Annotated in this window: 17 protein-coding genes; 7 read left to right on the top strand and 10 right to left on the bottom strand. The window is 71.1% G+C overall.

The features are described 5' to 3' along the window. Positions 1–9: 9 nt before the first annotated feature. Genes ACFZA2_RS03585 through ACFZA2_RS03565 form a run of 5 tightly spaced genes read right to left on the bottom strand, consistent with a single transcriptional unit; the run spans position 10 to position 4,496 of the window. Positions 10–735 (bottom strand): SDR family oxidoreductase, encoded by a 726-nt coding sequence (locus ACFZA2_RS03585; RefSeq protein WP_391400720.1) that lies wholly within the window; start codon positions 733–735, stop codon positions 10–12. After that, positions 732–2,243 (bottom strand): FGGY-family carbohydrate kinase, encoded by a 1,512-nt coding sequence (locus tag ACFZA2_RS03580; protein ID WP_391400717.1) that lies wholly within the window; start codon positions 2,241–2,243, stop codon positions 732–734. The genes ACFZA2_RS03585 and ACFZA2_RS03580 overlap by 4 nt, the downstream gene beginning before the upstream one ends. Positions 2,244–2,246: 3 nt before the next feature. Then, on the bottom strand, positions 2,247–3,215 hold the full coding sequence (locus ACFZA2_RS03575) for a shikimate dehydrogenase family protein (RefSeq protein ID WP_391400714.1): 969 nt from the start codon (positions 3,213–3,215) through the stop codon (positions 2,247–2,249). Beyond that, the gene (deoC, locus tag ACFZA2_RS03570) at positions 3,212–3,901 is read right to left on the bottom strand and encodes a deoxyribose-phosphate aldolase (protein WP_391400711.1); all 690 of its coding nucleotides are present in this window, start codon (positions 3,899–3,901) and stop codon (positions 3,212–3,214) included. The genes ACFZA2_RS03575 and deoC overlap by 4 nt, the downstream gene beginning before the upstream one ends. Next, on the bottom strand, positions 3,894–4,496 hold the full coding sequence (locus ACFZA2_RS03565; protein WP_391400708.1) for a glucose-6-phosphate isomerase family protein: 603 nt from the start codon (positions 4,494–4,496) through the stop codon (positions 3,894–3,896). The genes deoC and ACFZA2_RS03565 overlap by 8 nt, the downstream gene beginning before the upstream one ends. 134 nt (positions 4,497–4,630) lie before the next feature. Here ACFZA2_RS03565 and ACFZA2_RS03560 point away from each other — a divergent pair, with 134 nt between their 5' ends. Then, positions 4,631–7,084, top strand: a complete 2,454-nt coding sequence (locus ACFZA2_RS03560) for a glycoside hydrolase family 2 protein (RefSeq protein WP_391400706.1) — start codon at positions 4,631–4,633, stop codon at positions 7,082–7,084. A 54-nt stretch (positions 7,085–7,138) separates the two neighbouring features. Here the strand turns inward: ACFZA2_RS03560 and ACFZA2_RS03555 are convergent, their stop codons facing one another. From ACFZA2_RS03555 to ACFZA2_RS03545, 3 genes are read right to left on the bottom strand one after another with little or no spacing between them, the layout of a single operon-like run. After that, positions 7,139–8,068: a phosphotriesterase gene (locus ACFZA2_RS03555; protein WP_391400703.1), complete on the bottom strand. Its 930-nt coding sequence runs from the start codon at positions 8,066–8,068 to the stop codon at positions 7,139–7,141. Beyond that, a complete protein-coding gene (locus ACFZA2_RS03550; protein ID WP_391400700.1) occupies positions 8,065–9,021 on the bottom strand; it encodes an NAD(P)-dependent oxidoreductase in 957 nt (318 codons plus the stop codon). Before ACFZA2_RS03550 ends, ACFZA2_RS03555 begins: the two co-directional genes overlap by 4 nt. Next, entirely contained in the window at positions 9,018–9,920 is a 903-nt protein-coding gene (locus ACFZA2_RS03545) for an SIS domain-containing protein (protein ID WP_315993456.1), read from the bottom strand. Before ACFZA2_RS03545 ends, ACFZA2_RS03550 begins: the two co-directional genes overlap by 4 nt. 74 nt (positions 9,921–9,994) lie before the next feature. Between ACFZA2_RS03545 and ACFZA2_RS03540 the strand changes: the two genes are divergently transcribed. After that, entirely contained in the window at positions 9,995–10,756 is a 762-nt protein-coding gene (locus ACFZA2_RS03540) for an SDR family oxidoreductase (protein WP_315993455.1), read from the top strand. 289 nt (positions 10,757–11,045) lie between these two features. On the opposite strand, the gene ACFZA2_RS03535 is transcribed toward ACFZA2_RS03540, so the two are convergent. Both ACFZA2_RS03535 and ACFZA2_RS03530 read right to left on the bottom strand, forming a co-directional pair. Then, entirely contained in the window at positions 11,046–13,553 is a 2,508-nt protein-coding gene (locus tag ACFZA2_RS03535) for a family 78 glycoside hydrolase catalytic domain (RefSeq protein WP_391400695.1), read from the bottom strand. Further along, positions 13,550–14,860: a DUF3863 domain-containing protein gene (locus ACFZA2_RS03530; protein WP_391400692.1), complete on the bottom strand. Its 1,311-nt coding sequence runs from the start codon at positions 14,858–14,860 to the stop codon at positions 13,550–13,552. Before ACFZA2_RS03530 ends, ACFZA2_RS03535 begins: the two co-directional genes overlap by 4 nt. 179 nt (positions 14,861–15,039) lie before the next feature. Between ACFZA2_RS03530 and ACFZA2_RS03525 the strand changes: the two genes are divergently transcribed. From ACFZA2_RS03525 to ACFZA2_RS03505, 5 genes are all read left to right on the top strand, one after another. Then, positions 15,040–16,302, top strand: a complete 1,263-nt coding sequence (locus ACFZA2_RS03525) for an extracellular solute-binding protein (protein ID WP_315993452.1) — start codon at positions 15,040–15,042, stop codon at positions 16,300–16,302. Between the two features lie 64 nt (positions 16,303–16,366). After that, positions 16,367–17,632, top strand: coding sequence for an ABC transporter substrate-binding protein (locus tag ACFZA2_RS03520; protein ID WP_391400688.1), 1,266 nt, complete (start codon positions 16,367–16,369; stop codon positions 17,630–17,632). Between the two features lie 257 nt (positions 17,633–17,889). Beyond that, on the top strand, positions 17,890–19,959 hold the full coding sequence (locus tag ACFZA2_RS03515) for a DUF6259 domain-containing protein (RefSeq protein WP_391400685.1): 2,070 nt from the start codon (positions 17,890–17,892) through the stop codon (positions 19,957–19,959). After that, the gene (locus tag ACFZA2_RS03510; RefSeq protein ID WP_391400681.1) at positions 19,956–20,945 is read left to right on the top strand and encodes a carbohydrate ABC transporter permease; all 990 of its coding nucleotides are present in this window, start codon (positions 19,956–19,958) and stop codon (positions 20,943–20,945) included. Before ACFZA2_RS03515 ends, ACFZA2_RS03510 begins: the two co-directional genes overlap by 4 nt. Beyond that, positions 20,942–21,808 carry a carbohydrate ABC transporter permease gene (locus tag ACFZA2_RS03505; protein WP_391400678.1) on the top strand — a complete coding sequence of 289 codons (867 nt, stop codon included), beginning with the start codon at positions 20,942–20,944 and terminating at the stop codon, positions 21,806–21,808. The genes ACFZA2_RS03510 and ACFZA2_RS03505 overlap by 4 nt, the downstream gene beginning before the upstream one ends. The last annotated feature ends 1 nt before the right edge of the window (position 21,809 follow it).

Raw genomic sequence — 21,809 nt, 5'->3', positions numbered from 1 at the left:
GTCGTCACCTCACGCGTCCTGCGAGGTGGGCGCCACGACGATCTCGCGGAAGCTCACGTGCTGCGGCTGCTGGTAGGCGGTGAGGATCGCCGCGGCGATGTCGTCGGGCACGAGACCCCCGCCGATGCTCTTCTTGTACGCGTTGTAGCCGTCGAGCACGTCTCCCTCGCCGGTGTTGCCGAGCAGGCCGGTGTCGACCATGCCCGGCGCCACGAGCAGGACGCGCACACCGTGGGCGGCGTTCTCGCGACGCAGGCCCTCGGTCATGGCGTGGACGGCGTACTTGGTGCCGTTGTAGACGACGTGGTTGTCGTAGAGCTGCTTGCCCGCGATCGAGCCGATGTTGACGATGGTCCCGCGGCTGCGCTGCTGCATACCGGGGAGAACGAGCTGCGAGTTCTTCACCAGGGCCACGCAGTTGACGTCGAACTGCTCCTGCACGAGCGCCGGGTCCTGCTCCGCCACCGCGGACAGCGCCATCAGGCCGGCGTTGTTCACGAGCAGGTCGACCGGGCCGAAGCGCTCCTCGGCGCGGGCGAGGGCGGCGGACACGGCGGCGGTGTCGGTCACGTCGGCCTCGGCGAGCTCGGCATCCGGCAGCTCGAGGGCGGCCATCGGCGCGAGGCGGCGGGCGATGAGCAGCAGGGGGTGGCCGGCGGCCGAGAAGGCGCGCGCGGTCGCGGCGCCGATCCCGGAGCTGGCGCCGGTGATGACGACGAGGGGGAGGGAGGTCATGGGGTCTCTTTCGCGGGGAGGGTTCGGGCGAACAGGGCGGCGGCGTCGGACGCGGCGGCGAAGCGCTCGCGGAGCGCGTCGTAGGCGGCGACGCCGGCGGGGTCGGGGACGATGCGCTCGAGCTCCTCGTGCGCGTCGTCGACAGCGTCGAACGAGTTCCACGTGCCGGAACCGACGAAGACGAGCGCTGCAGCGCCGAGCGTCGCGGCTTGCTGGTCGACGGAGGTGCGCAGCAGCGGGGTGCCGAGCACGTCGGCATAGATGCGGTTCCACAGGGGCGACCGGCTGCCGCCGCCCGACACCAGCAGATCGGCGTCGCCGGGCAGACCGCTGAGCGCGCGGATGTGGCGCAGGCTCCGATCGAGGGCGAAGGCCACGCCCTCGAGGCACGCGCGTACGAGGTCGGCGGTGCCGGTGCCCAGCTCGAGACCGGTGAGCGCGCCGCGCACCTCGCTGCCGCCCTCGAGCGGCGTGCCGCCCGCGAGCGTCGGCACGAGGACCGCCCCGCGCGCGCCGCGCGGGCTGCCCTCGGCGGTGTCGATGAGCTCGCCGATGTCGCTGCCCGGCGAGAGCAGGTCGCGCAGCCACGTCAGAGTCGTCCCGCTGCTGAAGGTCGACAGCGCGCTGACGTGCAGGCCGGGAACGGCATGGCGGAAGACGTAGGGGCGGGTGACGACGTCGACCACCGGCGCGCGGGAGGTCACCGTCATCCAGCTCGACGATCCGAGCGCCGCGTAGAGGCGACCCTCCCGCGTCCCGCGGGAACCGAGCGCCATCGCCGCGTTGTCGACCGCGCCGGCGTGCACGGCGACCTCCGCGGGAAGGCCGAGCGCCTCGGCGGCCTGCGGGCGGAGCGTGCCGACGACCTCGGCCGCCTCGCGCGGGGCAGCGAACAGCGAGCGGTCGATGCCCGTCGCGTCGAGGACCTCGTCGTCGTACGTACCGGTGGTGAGGTCGTAGGCGCCGGTGCCGGATGCCATGGAGTGATCGGTGGCGATCTCACCCGTGAGGCGGAGCGTGATCCAATCCTTCGAGCCGAGCAGCCACCGGGTGCGCGACCACTTCTCGGGCTCCTCACGCTGCATGGTCCGCGCCTTGAACACGGGGTACAGCGCGGGGCCGAAGCCGTTGCCGGTGCGCAGGTACCAGGCGTCCTCGTCGATGCGCTCGAAGACGTCGGCGCTGCGGCCGCGGGTGTCCGACCAGATCGGGGTCGTCTGCGAGACGAGTCCGCCGCGCGCGTCGACCTGAACGACACCCAGGCTCTGCCCCGACAGTGCGATGCCGATCACGGCGTCACGAGCGCCGGGTACCTCCGCCAGCACGGTGCGCGTGGCCGCGGTCACGGCATCCCACCAGTCCTCGGGTCGCTGTTCGGCGCGACCCGGCGCGGGGTGGGAGGTGGCGTAGGTCACCACCGTCTCCGATAGCGACCGGCCGTCCGCCGACCACAGCGAGGCCTTGCAGCCCCCGGTGCCGAGGTCGAGGGCGAGAGCGAGCGGCCCCATCGGTCAGCGCGTGGCCAGGGCGAGGTCGCTCAGCCGCTCGAAAGCGGGCCCGGAGGTGGGGATGTCGATGTCGAACACCTCGGCGATGACCTGCGTCCATCCGTGCACGAAGTAGATCCACCCATCCTCCACGCGCAGGGCGCGGGCGTCGGACTGCGCGCGAGCCTGGTCGAGGAACACCAGGTCCCCGCGGTAGTTGAGGTCCCACGCTACGCCGTTTTGCGGGAAGACCGCGTCATCGGGCAGAGGCGAGCCCGGGGCGTCCTTGCCGAGGCCCGTCGCGTTCACGACGAGCGATCGCGGTGCGAGGTCGGCCAGCACGCGGGCGTTGTCGGCGGGCGTGGGGGTCAGGTGGTACTCGAACCGGGTGTCGGTCGGCAGCGAGGCGTGGATCTCGCGCAGGTGATCGAGGCGACCGGCCGAGCGGTTGGTGACGACGATGCGGGCCGGGCGATCGAGCCCGCGTTCGCGCTGCGACAGGTACCAGCTGATGGCGATGGTGGAGCCGCCCGCCCCGAGCAGCAACGCGTCGGCCGGGCCGCCGGCCCAGAACCCGTCGGGCAGGAAGGCGTCGAGCGCGAGTCCGCTGGAGATGGGGTCCTTGGCGTGGCACACGAGCCGGCCGTTGCGCTTGGACAGGCAGCTCGTCTCGCCCATGAGCGAGGCGAACGGGTCGATCTCGTCGAACAGATCGCGGCACGCGGCGTACAGGTCGATCTTGTGCGTGGTCACCAGAGCGCCGAGGCTCAGCGGATCCTCGGCGATGAAGCGCACGACGCGGCGGTAGTCCTCGGCGGGCGCGTGCAGTGGCAGGTCGATGCCCTGCAGCACGGCATCCGTCAGTCCGAGGTGCTCTGCCCACAGCGGGAAGACGTGCTGGATGGACGAGCGACCCGTGGTGACGCCGATGAAGTAGAGCGTCGGCGCGGTCGCCGGACGCAGCGTGTCGGCGGTGAGGGTGGGAAAGGTCATGGCTTCTCCTTCGAGGCCGAGACGGCGATGAGGGCGGCGTCGGCGTTCATGCCGAAGCGGGTGACCCCGAGCCGGGCCATCTCGCGGACGGTGTCGATGTCGCGGATGCCTCCGGCCGCCTTCAGCGCGGCGCGGCCGGCGGCGCGCTCGGCGATCAGGCGGATGTGGGCGAGCGAGGTGGGCACGCCCGACCACCCGGTTCCCGTCTTGATCCACGGGATGCCGGCCGCCACGGCGGCGTCGACGCCGCGGCGGATGTCGTCGTCGTCGAGGCGTCCGACCTCGAGGATCGCGCGCAGCGGGACCCGGCCGTCGACGACCTCGGCGACCGCGGCGAGCTCGCGCTCCACGTACGCGCCGTCGCCGGAGCGCAGCCGCCCGATCGCGACGACGACGTCGAGCTCCTGTGCGCCGAGCTCGAGCAGTTCGGTCGCTTCGGCGACCTTGGTCGCGGTGGTCGCGCCGCCGCTGGGGAAGGCGACCGGCGAGCCGGCGAGCACGGAGCTCCCTTCGAGGCGGTCGCGGAGGTGGGGCAGCCAGTTCGGCAGGACGTGGGCGCTGACGAAGCCGCCCGCCACCGCGCGCCGCGCGAGCTCGTCGACGTCGTCGCGATCGTGCTGCGCCTGGACGCAGCTGATGTCGATGTGGCGGGCGAGGTCGGCCAGGACGGCGTCTGTCTCAGGCACGGTAGCCTCCGTGGTCGGGGTTGGCGCGGGTGGTCCACCCGGAGCCGTCGGCGACGACGAGCTGCTGCATCCCGCCGGCGTCGGAGATGAGCCCGTAGTCCTGACCCGCTTCGGTGGCGTAGGCGAAGAGGGTGACGAGGGTGTCGTCGCCGACATTGACGCTGCGGTGCACCCATCCGCCGGGAACGTGCACGACGACCCCGGGGCCGATCGGCAGCGCGCGCGACTCGCCGTCGACGGACTCGAGCAGCATGACGCCCGATCCGGACAGGCCGTAGTACAGCTCGGCGAACTCGGACTGCGCGTGCAGGTGCCCGCGCGTCATCGCGAACTCGTCGCCGATGCGGCCGGGACGCAGCACGCTCAGCCCGATCGTCAGAGCGCCCCGCCCGGTCTCGGGCGTACTGCTCTCGACCCAGTACACGGGCTCGCCGGTGTCGCGGCCGAGCGCTTCGACGAACGCGGCCCCGTCGCGGTAGACCCCGACGAGGTCGCCGAGACGTTTCTCGTATCTCTCGGACCGTCCGTCGAGCAGCCCGCGGGCGGCATCCACCGACAGTCGGGCGGGTTCGGCCGGTCGTGCAGCGGCGCACATCAGTGGATCTCCTTCACGCGCGACCGCGACGGTCGCTGAGTAGTGAGACTACAAGAAAGGTGCATGAGGGGGCAATTCCTCGTCTCGAGATACCAACATGGGGCTGCTACAGGTAGTTGTGCTACTTCTGGAGGATGAGCTTTTCCGCAATCACCGACGGGTGGATGCTCCACCACGCCGGCGGCGACGTCCCGGCGTCGTTCGCGGCGATCCCCGCGCATCCGATCCCCGCGACCGTGCCCGGCGTCGTGCACACCGACCTCCTCGCCGCCGGTCTCATCCCCGACCCGTACGTCGACGACAACGAGGCGCTGCTGGCGTGGATCGGGCACAACGCCTGGGCGTACGAGACGACCTTCACCTGGAGCCCGGACGGGGAGACGGTGCACGACCTCGTCGCGGAGGGCCTCGACACCGTCGCCCACGTGACCCTGAACGGTGTGGAGATCGCCCGGACCCGCAATCAGCACCGCACGTACCGCTGGCGGGTCGACGGCATCCTGCGCGAGGGTGAGAACCGCTTGCGCGTGGAGTTCGCCTCGCCGATCGCGTACGCCCGCGAGCGCGAGGCCGTGCTCGGGGAACGTCCGCACTCGTACGTGCATCCCTTCAACGCGATCCGCAAGTCGGCGTGCAACTTCGGGTGGGACTGGGGCCCCGCGCTGGTGACGAGCGGGATCTGGCGCCTGATCGGCATCGACGCGTGGAGCGGATGCCGTCTGGCCGCCGTCCGCCCCCAGACCGGCGTCGGCGGCGACCCGCGCCGCCTGCGCGTCGAGGTCGAAGTGCAGCGCGAGGCCGCGGGCGAGGTGGCCGTGCGCGCCGAGGTCGCGGGGAGCGTCCTCGAGGCGGTCGTCGAAGCGGAGGCGACGAGCGCCGTGCTGGAGGCGGTGATCCCGGATGCCGAGCTGTGGTGGCCGCGCGGATACGGCGCGCCCGCGCTGTCGTCGCTCGTCGTCACGGCCGGGCCGGACCGCTGGGAGAAGCGCATCGGCTTCCGTGCCGTCGAGATCGACACGACCCCCGACGATGACGGCGCCCCGTTCGTCGTGCGGCTGAACGGCCGCGACGTCTACGTGCGCGGGGCCAATTGGATCCCCGAGGACACCTTCTTCTCCCGCATCACCCGCGAACGGCTCGCCGAGCGGTTCCGCGACACGACCGACGCCGGCATGAACCTCCTACGCGTCTGGGGCGGCGGCATCTACGAGTCCGACGACTTCTACGACCTCGCCGATGAGAACGGCATCCTCGTCTGGCAGGACTTCCTCCTCGCGTGCGCGGCGTACAGCGAGGACGCCGAGCTGTGGGACGAGTTCGCCGCCGAGGCGCGCGACAACGTCACGCGCCTGGCCCCGCACGCGAGCCTCGTGGTGTGGAACGGGGGCAACGAGAACATCTGGGGCTGGGTGGACTGGAAGTGGCGGCCGCGGTTGCGCGGTGCCACGTGGGGCGAGGGGTACTACCAGGATCTGTTCCCCGAGATCGTCGCCGACCTCGCGCCCGCGACCCCCTACTCGCCGGGGAGCCCCTACGGGTTCAGCAGGTACGTGCACCCGAACGACCCCGCTCACGGCACCACGCACATCTGGGACGTGTGGAACCAGGTCGACTACGACGTCTACCGCGACTACCGCCCGCGCTTCGTGTCGGAGTTCGGGTTCCAGGGCCCGCCGGCGTGGTCGACGCTGTTCTCGGTCGTGCACGACGAGCCCGCCGACCCCTACGGTCCCCTGATGCTCGTGCATCAGAAGGCCGTGGACGGCAACGGCAAGCTCGAACGCGGGCTCGGGGCCCACATCGCCGCACCCCGCACGATCGACGATTGGCACTGGGCGACGCAGCTCAACCAGGCCCGCGCGGTGGCGTTCGGCATCGCGCACTTCCGGTCGCTGCACCCCCTCAATCAGGGGGCGATCGTCTGGCAGCTCAACGACTGCTGGCCGGTCATCTCGTGGGCGGCGGTCGACTCCCACGGCCACCGGAAGCCGCTGTGGCACGCCCTGCGCGCCGTGTTCGCCGACCGGTTCGCGTCGTTCCAGCCGCACGAGGAGGGTCTCGCGCTCGCGCTCCACGACGACCACGACGACGAGTGGACCGGGACCGTCGCGCTGCGGCGCCTGACCCTCGACGGCGTGGAGAGGGCACGCGTCGAACGACCCGTGCACGTCGCTGCCCGCTCGGCGGCACTCCTGGCGGTGCCCGAGGAGCTCCGCACCACCGAGGACGCCGCACAGGAGGTGCTCGTTGCGGAGCTGCCGGGCGGTGAACGGGCGTTCTGGTTCTTCGCCGAGGACCCCGCCCTCGCTCTCGACCCGGAACCGGTGTCCGTATCGGTGCAGGCCGTCGACGGCGGCTACGAAGCGACCGCCGTTGCGCGCGCGGTCGCGAAAGACGTCACCCTGCTGGTCGACCGGGTGCACCCCGCGGCGCGCGTGGATCGCGCCCTCGTCACCCTGCTCCCGGGGGAGTCGGCCGTCTTCCGCATCGACGCCCCCGCGGGCCTCGACGCGGAGGCCTTCGGCCGCGCGCCCGTGCTGCGCTCGGCCAACGACCTCGTGCCCGTCGCGCGGCCCGCGCTGCGGTGACGCCGGTCCCGGGCCGTGCTCCCCCCAACGGAGCGCGGCCCGGGTGCATGGCCGTCAGCGCCAGGTGAGCCAGGCCGCGGGATTGCGCCGGAGCACCGCGTCGGCGAGGTCGCCCCCGCCCTCGCGACGCAGGCGCGGCACGAAGCGCTCGCCGAGGTAGCGCAGGCCCGGGATGCCGCCGTATGCGGCGTACCGCGTGCGGCGGGCGACGTCGCCGCCGAGGAGGATGCGGCGGGCGGCCCCTGCTTCCGCCGCCCGCACGAGGCAGTCGAGGATCACCGCGTCGGGGTGCTCCCGGGCGCGCGCGGGACCGTCGTAGCCGAGGTAGGCGCCCGTGGCCGCGAGTTCGGCGTGGAGCACGGGGTCGGGATTGCGGTCGATGTGGGCCAGGGCCACGCGGTCGGCCGCGACCCCCACGGCATCGAGGGCCGCGAGGGCCTCGAACGCCGCCGTCCCGTGCTCGAGGTGCACCATGACGGGAGCGCCGGTCGCGGCGTGGGCGCGACCGACGGCCTCGATCGTGCGGGCGGAGTGCAGGTCGATGCGCCAATAGCCGAGGCCCGCCTTCAGCACGCCGGCGCGCACCGCCGGGTCGCGCTCGCCGCCCGGCTCGGCCGCCCCCGACACGAGATCGGCTTCGAACGCGGCGGCGAGGTCGTCGACCCCCGCGTCGAGGAGGGGATCGCTGTCGCGGTAGTGCTCGCGGCGGTGCAGGCCGGTCGTCAGCACCACGGTCACCCCGGCCGCCCGGGCGATGCGCCGCGTGGCCGCCGGACGGCGCCCGAGGCCGAGGGGGGTGGCATCCACCATCGTCTCGAATCCGGATGCCGCGAACTGGCGCGTCTCCTCGAGGGCGGCGTCCTCGTCGTCGAGGTCGTCGCCGGGCAGGAGCGGCGACACCTGGAACAGGTGCTCGTGGTAGTCGACGCGCCCCAGGGTCTCGGGGGCGACGTCGCCCGTCGCCGTCCGGACGAAGGGAGTCATGCGGGCACGGGGTGCGCGGGGGTCGCCCCGCGCAGCAGGGCCAGCATGTCGGCGACCGCCATGCGCCCCATCCCGTCGACGCCCTCGCGCGTCTGGGCCCCGAGGTGCGCGGTCAGCACGACGCGGTCGGCGAGATCGTCGGCCAGCAGGGGCGACCCCGTCTCGCCCACGTTCTCGGTCGCGAGGGTGTCGGCGGCGTACGCGATCACGCGCCCGCGACGCGCGGCGCGCGCCACGGCCTCCTCGTCGACGAGGTCGGCGCGCGCGGTGTTGACCAGCAGCACGGGGCGCTCGTCGGTCGCGAGCCAGCGCTCGTCGATCACCGTCTGCCCGCCGGGCGCGTGTAGTGTCACGACATCGCAGCGGCTCGCGAGTTCCGCCACGTCGGTGCGCTGCACGCTCTCGAACAGGGGGTCGGACGGATCGACCCAGGGATCGGCGCCGAGGACGGTGGCTCCGAACGCCCGAAGTCGTTCGATGACGAGGCGGCCGATGCGCCCGAGACCCACGACCCCCACCGTGAGTGCCGACAGCTCGCGCGCGGAACGGCCCGACCAGTCGCCCGCCCGCACCCGGCGGTCGGCGGCCGGGATGCCGCGCAGAGCGGTGAGCAGCAGGGCGAGGGTGTGCTCGGCCACGGCGGCGGAGTTCGCACCCGGCGTGTTCGTGACGGGGATGCCGCGCGCGGCGGCGGCGACCAGATCGACGTTGTCGACGCCCACGCCGTAGCGCGCGATGCCGCGCAGCCGCGGCGCGAGGTCGAGGTGCGCGGCCGTGACCGGCCCGGTTCCGGCGATCCACCCGTCCGCCTCGGCCAGCAGGGGGGCGAGCTCGTCGAGCCGGTGCGCGGAGCCGGCGCGGACGAGCCGGTACCCGGCGTCGGCGAGCGCCCCCGCGGCGTCGAACGACCCCGAGCCGAACGAGCGCGAGGTCACCAGGACCGTGGCGGTCACGACGGGTCCTCGCCGGTGTCGTCGGACTGGCGCATCGCCGCCAGCTCGCTCTTCATGCGCCGCACGGCCGCGGTGTGCTCGGGGGAGCGGCGCAGGGCGACGCCCGTGGCGAGGATGTCGATGACGACGAGACCGGCGAGGCGGCTCGTCGACGGCGTGTAGACGTCGGTGTCCTCGAACGTGCGCACGATCAGGGGGACGTCGGCCATCTCCGACAGGGGGCTCGTGCGCCCGGTGAGCGAGATGACGGTTCCGCCGGCCTTGTGCGCGGCGCGCGCGACGGTGAGGGTCTGCTCGGTGTGGCCCGTGTTCGAGATCGCCACGGTGACACTGCGCGGGCCCGACATGGTGGCGGCGATGAACTGCTGGTGGAAGTCCTCGGGCGCCTGGCAGGGCACGCCGAACAGGGGGAACTTCTGCTGCGCGTCCTGAGCGATCACGCCGCTCGCGCCGAAGCCGACGAAGAGGATGTCGCTGGCATCCAGGATCGCGGCGATCGCCTTCTCGACGGCCGCCGGTGCGAGGGTGCGACGGGCACGGTCGAGGCTCGAGATGGTGTGGTCGAAGATCTTCTCCGCCACATCGCCCGGGGAGTCGTCGGCGGTGATCGACGAGTGCGTCACCGGGAGACCGAGGGCGAGGGTCTGCGCGAGCTGGATCTTGAAGTCCTGGAACCCTTCGCACCCCACGGAGCTGCAGAAGCGCATGACCGTGGGCTCGCTCACTTCGGCGGCCTCGGCCAGGCCCGCCATCGTGAACTGCGCGGCGCTGACGGGGTCGTCGAGGACGATGGCGGCGACCCGCTGCTCGGAACGGCGCAGGTGGGGCACCTGCCGGGTGATGCGCTCGAGGAGAGTGTCGGTGGACTCTTCGCTGGCCTGCTCGACGTCGAGGGTCATCGCGAGCTCCTTCCATGTAGTATGGCTACATCTTAGCGGACTCGCGCTCCATGGTGGAGTGCCGAAGGGGGACGATGATGTACCGGGAACGGCTGGAGCTGACGGATCGCGTCGCGGTGGTCACGGGAGGATCGCGGGGGATCGGCCTCGCGGTCGTGACCGCCCTCGTGGAGTTCGGTGCGCGCGTCGTGATCGCCGACGTCCTCGACGAGGCCGGGACGGAAGCGGCATCCTCCTTCCCCGACGGTCGGGTGTCGTACGTGCACCTCGATGTGACCGACCCCGCCGCCGTCGAGGCCGCCTTCGCGGACGTCGCGCAGCGCCTCGGGTCCGTCGACGTGCTGGTGACCTCGGCGGGGATCGCCAACCATCAGCCCTCCCTCGAGCTGGAGCGCGAGACCTGGGACCGCGTGCTCGCCGTCAACGCGACGGGAACCTTCTGGTGCGCCCGCGAGGCCGCCCGCCACATGCAGGATCGCGGCGGATCGATCGTCGCGATCGGCTCGATGTCGGGCGAGCTCGCGAACGCGCCTCAGCGCCAGGCCGCGTACAACGCGTCGAAGGGCGCCGTGCACCTGGCGGTGAAGTCGCTGGCCATCGAGTTCGCCGAGCAGAACATCCGCGTCAACGCGGTCGCCCCCGGCTATGTCGGCACCGACCTGACCAAGCAGGGCGTCCCCGACGAGTGGTGGGATGACTGGGTGCGGCGCACGCCGATGGGTCGGCTCGGGGCCCCCGAGGAGATCGGATCGTTGGTGGCGTTCCTGGCATCCGATGCCGCGTCGTACATGACCGGTTCGGTGGTGATGATCGACGGCGGTTACTCCGCCTGGTGAGGCGCCGCCGCCCCGCCCCGCCCGCGCGCCCACCCGCCCGCTGCCGATAAACGCTTCCCGTGTCGAGAAACGCTCGGAGAGACCGTTTCTCAGCACGGGGAGCGTTTATCGCTGTGGTGGACGGCGTTGTTCGGCGTGGGTGACGCCGCCGCCGCACTCCAGACCGCCGCCGGAAGCGCGGCGACCGGCGGACCGGAGCCGGCGATCAGCCGCCCGACCGCGTGTTCCTGCGCGCGGATCGCGTTCGCGGCCGAGCCGGGACCTCCTCGTCTGCCGGTTGGCCCCGCCCTCAGCCCAGCGCCACCCGCACCTCGTGCCTCCCGGCCTCGACCCGGCCGTGGAACCCCGGCAGCTCGATCTCGGCGCGGATGCCGATCGGCACCTCGCACGACAGCGTCACCTCGCCGCCCTCGACGCGCCACCGCACGGACAGCTCGCCGTACGGGGTCCGCACGGCAGCCGACGCCGACGACAGCGCGGTGCCGATCACCCGAGGGGCGATCCGCGCGTCGCGCCACCCCGGTGAGACCGCCTGCAGCCCGGCCACGTCCGCGAAGAACCAGTCCTCGATCGTGCCGAGGAAGTAGTGCCCGCGCGAGCGCGACTCCTCCTTCCAGTGCTCCCAGAGCGAGGTCGCGCCCCGCTCGACCCAGAAACCCCAACTCGGGAACGTCGTCTGCAGCGCCAGGGCCACGGCGACGTCGGCGTGACCGAAACGCGTCAGCTGCGGGAGGAGGTGCTTCGTCGCGAGAGCCCCGGTCGACAGATGATGTCCGCGCGCGACCACGTCGGCGGCGAGCCGGTCGGCTGCGCGCTGACGGTCGGCCGCGGGGAGGATGTCGAAGGCCAGGGCCAACGCGGTGTGCGCCTGGCGGTATCCGGCGTCTCCTCGGCCGCGCAGCTCGGCGGTCTCGGCATCCCAGAATTCCGCGACGAACGCGGCGCGAGAGGCCGCGGCGGCCCGCTCCCACTCGCCCGGATCGTGGCCGAGCACACGCGCGATCGCGGCCGCGGTGTCGCACATCGCGATGACGAACGCCGTCGCCGCGACCCGGGTGTCCTCGGGGGCGTTCCCGCCGCCCGGATCGGTCTCGGGGCTCACCCAGTCGCCGAGGGTCGTGTCGAAGAGACCGTCGGCACCGCGCGCGAGCTCGAAACGCAGGTAGTCGCGCGCGTCGGGCCACACGTCCGCGAGCACGCGCGCGTCGCCCCGCAACGCGTAGATGTCCCACGGCACGAGGAGCAGAGCCGAGTGCCACGTCGGCGCGGGCGTCCAGTCCATGCTCCAGCCGCCGTGGGGGGCGATCACCTCGGGCGCACCCTCGCCGTGGCGGGATGCCGCGATGTCGGCGACCCACTTCGCCAGCAGCTCGTGCGTGTCGAGGTTGAGCAGCATCATCCGGGCGCCGACCATGCCGTCGCCCGTCCACCCGTTCTTCTCGTACTTCGGAGTGTCGGTCGGGATGCCGTGCAGGTTGTTGAGGATCGTCCGCACCGTGAGCTCGTGCAGGGTGTTCAGCATCGGCGACGACGTCTCGAAGCGGCCCGTACGCGGGGCCTCCGTGTGCACGACGCGCGCGCGCAGGGTCGGGAGGCGGCGCGCGCGCACCTCGACGTGCTGGAAGCCGTGCCAGGTGAATCGCGGATGCCACCGCAGCGGCCGATCCGCCAGCGTCACGCGATCGGTCTGGAAACGGCCGTCGAAATACCCCTTCTCGTCGTCGGAGTTGGGCGTCCCGTCGGCGCGGAGGCTCTCGCCGAACCGCAGCTCGATCTCGGCACCGGGGTCCGCGGCGGCGTCCACCTCGACCCACCCCGCGATCACGCGGGGGAAGAGGACGACCCAGCGTCCGTCGTCGAGCTGAGTCACCCGCGTCGGCTCGAGCAGCTCGCCCTCGACGATCGGCGGCTGCCGCTGGAGGATGGGGACTCCGCGCGGCCCCTCGACCTCGCGGGCCGCGGCCCACGCGCCGTCGTCGAACCCGGCGGTGCTCCACCCGGGTTGTTCGAGGCGGGCGTCGTAGTCCTCACCCGCGTAGAGGTCGTCGAAGCGCGTCGGGCCGGCGGCGGTCCTCCACGCGGCGTCGCTCACGATGACGCGCTCGCCGCGGGCGTCGCGCAGGACGAGCAGCAGGCGTGCGGAGGGATCGGCGTGCCAGGGCGCGGTCTCCCAATTCCACGTGTTGCGCCCGCGCATGCCGAAGAAGCCGCGGCCGAGCTCGACGCCGATCGCGTGACGACCGGGGGTCATCCGCGCGGTCACGTCGACCACCGTGTACTGCGCGCTCACCTCGTAGTCGGTGAAGCCGGGCCCGAGGACGCTCGCGTCGGGCACCGCACCGTCGATCTCGACGTGGGCGAGGCCCCCGGCCCCGACCACGAGGTACGCCTCGTCGGGGGCGGCATCCACCTCGAACTCGGTGCGCAGCAGAGGTGCGGCCGCGCCCTCGTCGGCGGCGCCGATGAAGGACGCACCGTGCCACCGGTCATCGAGGACGGCGGTGACGAAGGTCCCCGTCGCGGCCGCGTCGCCGATCGTCGTGGTGACCACGAGGCTCCACTCGTACCGACGCAGCGACGCCAGCGGCGGGCCGTCGTAGACCACGTCGACGCTGCGGTCCGACGCGACGCGACCGCTCTGCCAGAGCGTTCTGCCGCCCGCCCGCACGCTCAGGCGATACGAGAGCTGCCGCACGCCGTCGGAGTCGGACCGCAGGCTCCACCCGAAGCGCGGCGAGGCCGGCGCGCCGACCGGGTCGACGGCGTGCTCGACGGTGAGATCGGTGACGGCGATCACGCGGCCTCCCGCAGTGCGCGGAGTTCGGGAGCATCGCCCCACCGCCGGTCGAGGGCGGCGTCGACGTCGGGGTGCTGCGCGAGGAAGGCGGCCAGAGCCACGGGGCGGTCCTGCGGACGCGTCTGCTTCTGGTTGATCTCGCCCAGCAGGCTCCACCGACGGTCCCCGCGCTCCGCGGGCTCGGCGAAAGCGCCGGCGTAGGAGGTGAAGTCGAACACCTCGACCACGTCGCCGACCTGGACGACGCCGAGGCGGAAGTCGGCGCACATGAACCACGTCACCGTCTCTCCCGCGCGCGACGCCTGGACGCCGCTGCCGCTCTGCTGCAGGAGGTAGGCGAGGTCCTCGTTGTCGGCGTGCCGGGCGCGCCACTCGTCGCCGAACCGGGCGATCGTCGTCACCTCGAGGTCGCTCCACCGCTCCCGAAGGCCCCCGAGCCAGCCCGCCCAGGCGTCGAGCGTCGTGGGATCGTGCTCGAGCCCGCGCGCGACCTCGCTGATTTCGTAGTTGACCGTCAGCCATCCGAGGCCGTTGCGCGCGACGTTGCGCTCGTTCAGGTGCGCCTCGCTCGTGGCATCCAGTTCTCTCAGCGCGTCCGCGCGCGGCAGGCGGTGCAGCGTCTCGATGGGGCCGAGCCCCAGCCGCGAGTTGTACTCGGACGACATGCCCGCGGTACGGGCGGCGACGAGGTCGACCGTCCAGCCGTCGAGCTGCACCGCGTCGATGCGGTCATCGCCGCGGCCGGGTACGAGGAAGTGGTTCCGGGAGGGGTAGTAGGGGTAGGCGAGCGAGCCGTCGCCGTCCTGGAGGTCGATGTCGAACTGGCTCCAGATGTTGCCCTGCACGGTGCGGATGCCGAGATCCCGGGCGCGGGAGATGTTCTCGGCGGCGAGGAACCCGGCGACGAGAGAGGTGGTGGCCCGGTCGAAGGACGCGTGCAGAAGGTCCACGGCATCCGAGATGTCGCGGGCCACCTCGTCGCGCGAGCCGTAGAGATTGGCGAAGAAGCCGCCCGGGACGAAGGTGACGTCGTCGCCGTGGTCCGTCGCGATCCGCGCGAGGGTGCGCCGGATGTCGCGGTAGCGCGGGGAGTCGTCGGTCAGCGCTCCCCACGACAGGGCCCAGGTGAGTCGCGCGTCGGGCACGGCGCTGCGCACGGCGTCGGAGAAGCGCTCGACGAGGGCGGCGGAGTGCAAGGGCGTCTCGTCCTCCCACAGGGAGCGGTCGCGCGTCGCTTCGATCTGGTGTCGCCGCACGATGGTGTTGATGGTCAGTCGGCGGCCGATCGGCGTCGAGGGGAAGTCCATGAGGCGACACCCTATTAGTCAGAGGCGTCGTCTGCGTAGTCAGACTAGCGATAGATCGATAATCCGACCCATTTCTCTCGAATCAGGTGGCATTCGTTCCCCTTTTGTGTAGTATCGCTACCGACGTACTCCGGTCGCAGTGGCGTGACCGGCGATCACTGAAGATGAGGGGACGAGCCATGACGAAGTGGCTGAAGCACACGGCGATCGCAGCCGTGACGTTGACGGCGGTGGGCGCGCTCAGCGGGTGCGCCGGGGGTTCGAGCGGAGGCCCGACCGAGCTCAGCTTCCTGATGTGGGGCGACGGGGGCGATACCCAGACCGCCTACGAGGACGTCATCTCGAAGTTCGAGGAGGCCAACCCCGACATCACGGTGAACGCCGAGTTCTTCAACACGAACGACTACGACAACATCCTCAAGACCCGCCTCTCCGGCGGTGCGGGGCCCGACATCTACGGCTTCGATCTCGGCAACATCAAGACGTTCGTCGACGACGGTTTCGCCGCCGACCTCTCCGACGGCGGAGAGAGCTACCTCTCCAAGCTCACCCCGGAGGCGGCGAAGGACAGCCAGCGCGAGGGCGGCACGTACAACCTGCCGATCTCGCTCTCGGGCAACGGCATCATCTACAACAAGGCGCTCTTCGCGCAGGCCGGCATCACCGAGACGCCCACGACCTACTCCGAGCTCCTCGCCGACTCGAAGAAGCTCTCCGACGCCGGCGTGATCCCCTTCGCGATGAGCGCGCAGGACAACTGGTGGCCGCAGTTCATCGTCTACTACGCGCTCGCGGAGCACGGGGCGAACGAGGAGCTCGGCGAGCAGATGGCCGCGGGGGAGACGACGTTCTCGCAGAGCGACGCCTGGGCCGAGTCGCTCGACGTGGTGCGCGACCTGACGCCCTACTACATGCCCAACCCGGTCGGCACGAGCCAGACCGCCGCGCAATCGGCGTTCCTGGGCGGGCAGGCGGCCATGTTCCCCGCCACCTGGATCCTCTCCGACGCCCGTGAGGCCGGCCTGGACCTCGGCTACATGAACTTCCCGACGGTGGATCAGCCCTCCGACGACCTATGGGGCACCTACCAGGTGCGCTTCGGCCTCAACCCGAACAACGGCGACGACAAGCTCGCCGCGTCGCAGAAGTTCCTCGACTTCTTCCTCCAGGACGACACCTACAAGACGTTCCTCGACAAGGTGAAGCTCTTCCCGACCACCGAGGGCGTGGAGATCGGCGCCGACGTCGACCCGCTCTTCCCCGACATGCAGGCCGCGTGGGAGGGCAAGACCTTCGTGGCGGCGTTCTCGCCGACCGATCCGAGCATCCAGGACGCGTTGCTGGTGGGCCTGCAGAACATCATCAGTGGGCAGAAGAGCACCGAACAGGTGCTGGGCGACCTCGACCTCGCGCTCGAGCAGTACCGCGCCAACAACCGCTGAACATCCGAACCGCCTCGCTCGGGAGATCCCGGGCGAGGCGGTTCCCTTTTCGAAAGGCGCTCTCATGCCCCGTTCCCTTCCCTTGACCGCCGCGGCCGCCACCGCCCTGGCCGGACTCGCCGTGGCATCCCTCGCCGGATGCCAGTCCGCCTCGAGCGACGAGACCACCCTGAGCTTCCTCATGTGGGGCGACGGGGGCGACACCCAGAAGGCGTACGAGACGGTCATCGACGCGTTCGAGGCCGCGAACCCCGGCATCACCGTGAACGCGGAGTTCGTCAACACGAACGACTACGACAACGTGCTCAAGACGCGCCTCTCCGGCGGTGCCGGCCCCGACGTCTACGGCTTCGACCCGAAGAACCTCACCGATTTCGTGCGCGACGGCTTCGCCGCCGACCTCTCGGGCGCCGACTTCTTCTCGCGGCTCGACGACGCGGCGGCGCAGGAAGCCCGTCGGGGAGCGGACGGGGATGCCGCCTACTCCGTGCCCATCTCGCAGTCGGGCAACGGCATCATCTACAACGCCGCCCTGTTCGAGAAGGCGGGCATCACCGAGGTGCCGCAGACCTACACGGAGCTGAAGGCCGCGGCCGAGAAGCTCTCGGCGGCGGGGATCACGCCGCTCGCGATGAGCGCGCAGGACAGCTGGTGGCCGCAGTTCGTCGCCTACTACGCGATGGCGCAGCACGTCTTCCCCGACGATCCCGGCGCGATCGAGGAGCTGCTCGCCGGGGAGAAGACCTTCGCGGACATCCCCGGCTACGCCGCGTCGCTCGAGGTCGTGAAGGACCTCGTCCCGGCGTACATGCCCGATCCGCTCGGGACGAACCAGTCGGCGGCGAAGTCCGCCTTCCTCACCGGTCAGGCGGCGATGTTCCCCGCGACCTGGATCCTCTCCGATGCGCGAGCGGCGGGGGTGGAGCCCGGCTACATGAACTTCCCCACGCTGGATGCCGATGTCGCCGACATGTGGGGGAGCTACCTCGTCGCGTGGGGGATCAACCCCGAAAACGATCGCGTCGAGGCGGCCGAAAGCTTCATCGACTTCTTCTTCCAGGACGACGTGTACACCGACTTCCTCACCTCGGTGAAGGCGTTCCCCACGACCGAGGGCATCGACGTCTCGGCGAACGACCCCCTCTTCCCCGCGATGACGGCGGCGTGGGAGGGGAAGACCTTCCGCCCCGTCGTGATCCCCGCGCACCCGCAGCTGCAGGAGACGCTCCTCGTGGGCATGCAGAACCTCATCGCGGGCCGCGCGGACGTCGACACCGTGATCGCCGAGCTCGATGCGGCGCTCGTCGAGGTCCGCGCGAACGCCGACTGAGACGCGACGGATCCCCGGTCCCCGTGGCATCCCTCCCCGTCTTCCCGGGTTTGGGGCGTGTTTCTCCGTTCGGGGCGCGTGATTCTCCGCCCCAAACGGGAGAACGCGCCCCAAACCCGCGCGGGAGGGGATGCCACCCGCTCGGGCGGTAGCGCAGCTACGCGAAACAGCGAAGTCGGCGACGGATTTTGCATCCACTGCGGCAGTATCGACCAGAAGATGTAGTATGGCTACACAACGAGAACGAGGATGTGCTTGTGACCTCCCTGCTGACGATCGCCGACGATCGCATCACCGCGACGTTCGACCCCGAGACGGGCGGATTGCGCGCTCTCGACGGCCTGAACACCGGTCTCGCGCCCCTCGCGGGCGGGCGTCCGTCGCTGTTCGTGATCGAGATCCCGCGGGGAGGCGACCGCACGGTCGTCGTCGAGACGGCCGCGCAGACGCTGACGCACGTCGAGCGGGAGGGTGGCACGGCGCTGCGCCTGAGGTGGCGGGATCCCGTGACCTCCGCCGGCGAGCGGCTGACGGGTGAGATCGTCGTCGGGGCGCGCGTGCGCGACGGGGTGCTGCGGCTGTCGCTGTCGTTCCACCTCGACTCCGGCGGCGTCGAGGCCGTCCGCTTCCCCTCGCTCGGCGGCATCCGTCCGGTCGAGGGCGCACTCGAACTCCGCGGCGTCGACTACTCCACGGGGACGCGCGTCTCGCTGCTGCCGGTGTTCGACTCCAACGCCCCCTACTGGGGAACGCTGTACCCCGACTACGCCAGTGGCAACCTGCGCCCCGAGCTGGTGGGGACGCCGACGTCGCCCTTCGTCGTGCTCGCGAGCGAGACGGGCGGGCTCACGGTGCAACCCGCTGCCCGCACCCTGGACTTCATCGGCTGGCGGGCGAGTCTCGTCCCGGGCTTCGCCGACAGCCTGCGCCGCACCGCGGCCGACGACGCGGCCGTGACCCTCGACGCCATCCACTTCCCCGCGGGTGATGGCGCCGAGGCCGCGCTTCCCGAAATGGCTCTCGCGCCGTACGCGGGGGAGTGGCAGGACGGCCTCGCGGCCTACCTGCCCACGCAAGACCCGACGCGGAAGAGCGCGGCATCCTGGCTCCGAGAGCCGCGCTCGTGGCTGCAGGTGCAGCTCATGTCGACCGAGGGCGAACCCCGCTACGACTTCGACGCACTCCTCGACATCATCGAGGAGTGCGCGCGCGAGGGCATCGGCGCGATCCAGATCGTCGGCTGGAACGAAGGCGGTCAGGACGGTCTCGTGCCCCAGCACCGGCCCGCCGCGAAGCTCGGCGGCGAGGAAGGTCTGCGCCGCGCCCTCGACCGCGCGCGCGAGCTCGACGTCGCCACCGTGCTGTACGTGAAGTACGTGTGGGTCGAGAAGCCCGGCCCGCTGTGGGACGAGCTCGAGCCCTTCGTCTCGCGCGACGTCAACGGGCAGCCCTACGCGCAGCCCGGTCCGGTGTACCACTCGTCACGCAAGCGCTACGGCATCGCGACCCCCTGGTACGTGCCGCTGTGCTTCGGCGTCGAGGCGCTGCGCCGCCGCTTCGCCGACGAGGTGGCCGAGATGGCCGCGTGGGGGGCCGACGGCATTCTGGCGGATGAGTCGCTCTATCACGGTCGTGCGCTGCTGTGCTTCGCCGACGACCACGGGCACCCGGTGGGCGCGAGCGCGTTCACGTGGGATGCCGAGTTCGTCGAGGACATCCGCGCCGCGCTCGGCGACCGCGCCGACACCTTCGTCATCGCCGCCGAGGGCGCGTACGACGACCAGTTCGCACACTACGACGTGTCGTACTTCCGCAGCGCCTCGCCGACGCACCGCCCGCTCGGCCGTCAGCTGCGCCCCGATGCCCGCATCGTGACCGCGCTCACCGGGTTCGACGACCGCTCGATGGTCGCGCAGTGCCTTCTCTACGGGTACGCGATGAGCCTCGAGCCGTACAACTTCAAGGGTCGACCGGGCGACATGCCCGCGACCGTGGCGCTCGCCCGCGCGGCCGACGCGCTGCGCGAGCGCCACCGCGACCTGCTCTGGAACGGGCGCCTCGTCGTCGACCACGACGTCGTCGCCCACCGCCCCGACGGCACGGTCCACGACCTCCTCACCGTGTGGGAAGGGGCCGGCGGCACCCGCGCCGTCGTCGTGGCCACCTACGACGACGAACCCCTGTCGCTCCACCTGACGGGTCTCGGCGCGGCCGAGACCGACGACCTCGACGGGCGCCGCGCCCCGGTCTCGGACGGGCGCGTCTATGTGCCCGCCCGGGGCGTGACCGTCGTCATCCCTTCTTCCGACTCGATTGGAACGCTATGAGCAGCACACGCGTCGAGGACCCGCGGGTCCTCGCCCTGGACGACCCCACCGCGACGCAGGCGGTGACCACGCGCTCGCTGAAGACGCGCCTGTGGACCGGGCGTTCCACCGCGGGCAAGTTCTGGATCGCCGTCGCCCCCGCGCTGGTGCTCTACACCGTCTTCACGGTGTATCCGATGGGACAGGTCATCGTCGCGAGCTTCACCGACGCCCGCGGGTTCAACCGCGCGTGGGAGTTCGTAGGAGCGGACAACTTCGTGCGCATCTTCTCGGGCGACCCCGTGCTCATGGAGGCGATCGGCAACACCGCGATCTACGGGTTCTTCAAGATCATCGTGCAGACGATCCTGGCGTTCCTCATCGCGGTGCTCCTGCACCGCCAGCTCCGGCTCGGCAACATCTACCGCGCGATCTTCTTCGCGCCGATGGTCATCTCCCCGGTGGCGATCGTGTTCACGTGGAGCTTCATGTACGACCCCACCTCGGGCACGTTCAACACGCTGCTGCGCAGCATCGGGCTCGGCGGGCTCGCCCAGGACTGGCTCGGCAACTACGACCTGGCGCTGTACAGCGTCATCCTCGTCGACCTCTGGAGCGGACTGGGCTTCAACGTCGTCATCTTCCTCGCGGGGCTCTCGACCATCCCCGGCGAGATCCTCGAGGCGGCCAAGGTCGACGGCGCGCGGGGCTGGAAGGCGATGCGCTTCATCACGATCCCGCTCATGATCCCCTCGATCGGCCTCGTGCTCGTCCTCTCGATCAACGGCGCGCTGCGAGCCTTCGACACCGTCTACCTGATGACGAGAGGGGGACCGGGCAACTCGACGCAGCTTTTCATGACGCAGGTGTTCCAGGAGGGCCTGGTCAACAACAACTTCGGCTACGCCTCGGCGATGGCCGTGCTCGTGCTGATCGTGCTGATCGCGATCGCCGCCGTGCAGAACAGACTCAACAACCGCGTCGCCGCCGAGGAGGGCAACCGATGACCACGCACGCGCCCACGCGCTCACGCTTCGATTCCCGGTCGATGCTCCGCCTCGCCCGCCGCCTCCCGATCAACCTGCTGCTGATCGTGCTCAGCATCGCGATGATCTACCCGATCGTCATCATCGTCATCACGGCGTTCAAGCCGAACCTCGAGGTGCTGACGAACCCGACCGGCCTTCCCCAGGCGCCGACCTTCGACAACTTCGTCACCTCCTGGCAGGATGCCGGGTTCGCGAACCTCTTCTTCAACTCGGTGCTGCTGACGGTCGTCAGCATGACCGTCGCCACCTTCGTCGCGGCGCTGGCGTCGTATGCGATCGTGCGCCAGGCGACCCGCATCGGCTCGGGCGTGTACCTGCTGCTCGCGGCGGGCATCTTCCTGCCGATGCAGCTCGCGCTCGTGCCGCAGTTTCGCGTGGTCCGTGACCTCGGCCTCATCAACAACTACGCCGGCGTCATCCTCATCTACATCGCCGGTGCGCTGCCTTTCGGCGTCTTCCTCATGGCGGCCTTCATGCGCCAGGTGCCCAAGGAGATCGTCGAAGCCGCGGTCATCGACGGCGCGGGCTACTTCACCCTTTTCCGCCGGATCTTCCTCCCGCTCGCCCGCCCGGCGATCGCGACGTTCTGGGTCCTGCAGGGCGTGGGCGTGTGGAACGACTACCTCGTCCCGCAGCTGCTGCTCACCGACCCGTCGAAGCGCACCCTGACGACGGGCGTGCTCTACTTCAAGGCGCAGTACCTCGCCGACTGGGGCAACATCATGGCGGCCGTGCTCATCATGAGCCTGCCGATCTTGCTGCTGTTCGTCTTCGCGCAGCGCTTCTTCGTCAGCGGACTGTACGCCGGGGCGGTGAAGTGAG

The organism is Microbacterium sp. NPDC007973, assembly GCF_042958465.1.
In the GTDB taxonomy this organism is placed as follows: Bacteria; Actinomycetota; Actinomycetes; order Actinomycetales; family Microbacteriaceae; genus Microbacterium; species Microbacterium galbum.
This window is presented reverse-complemented; position numbering and strand designations above follow the sequence as displayed.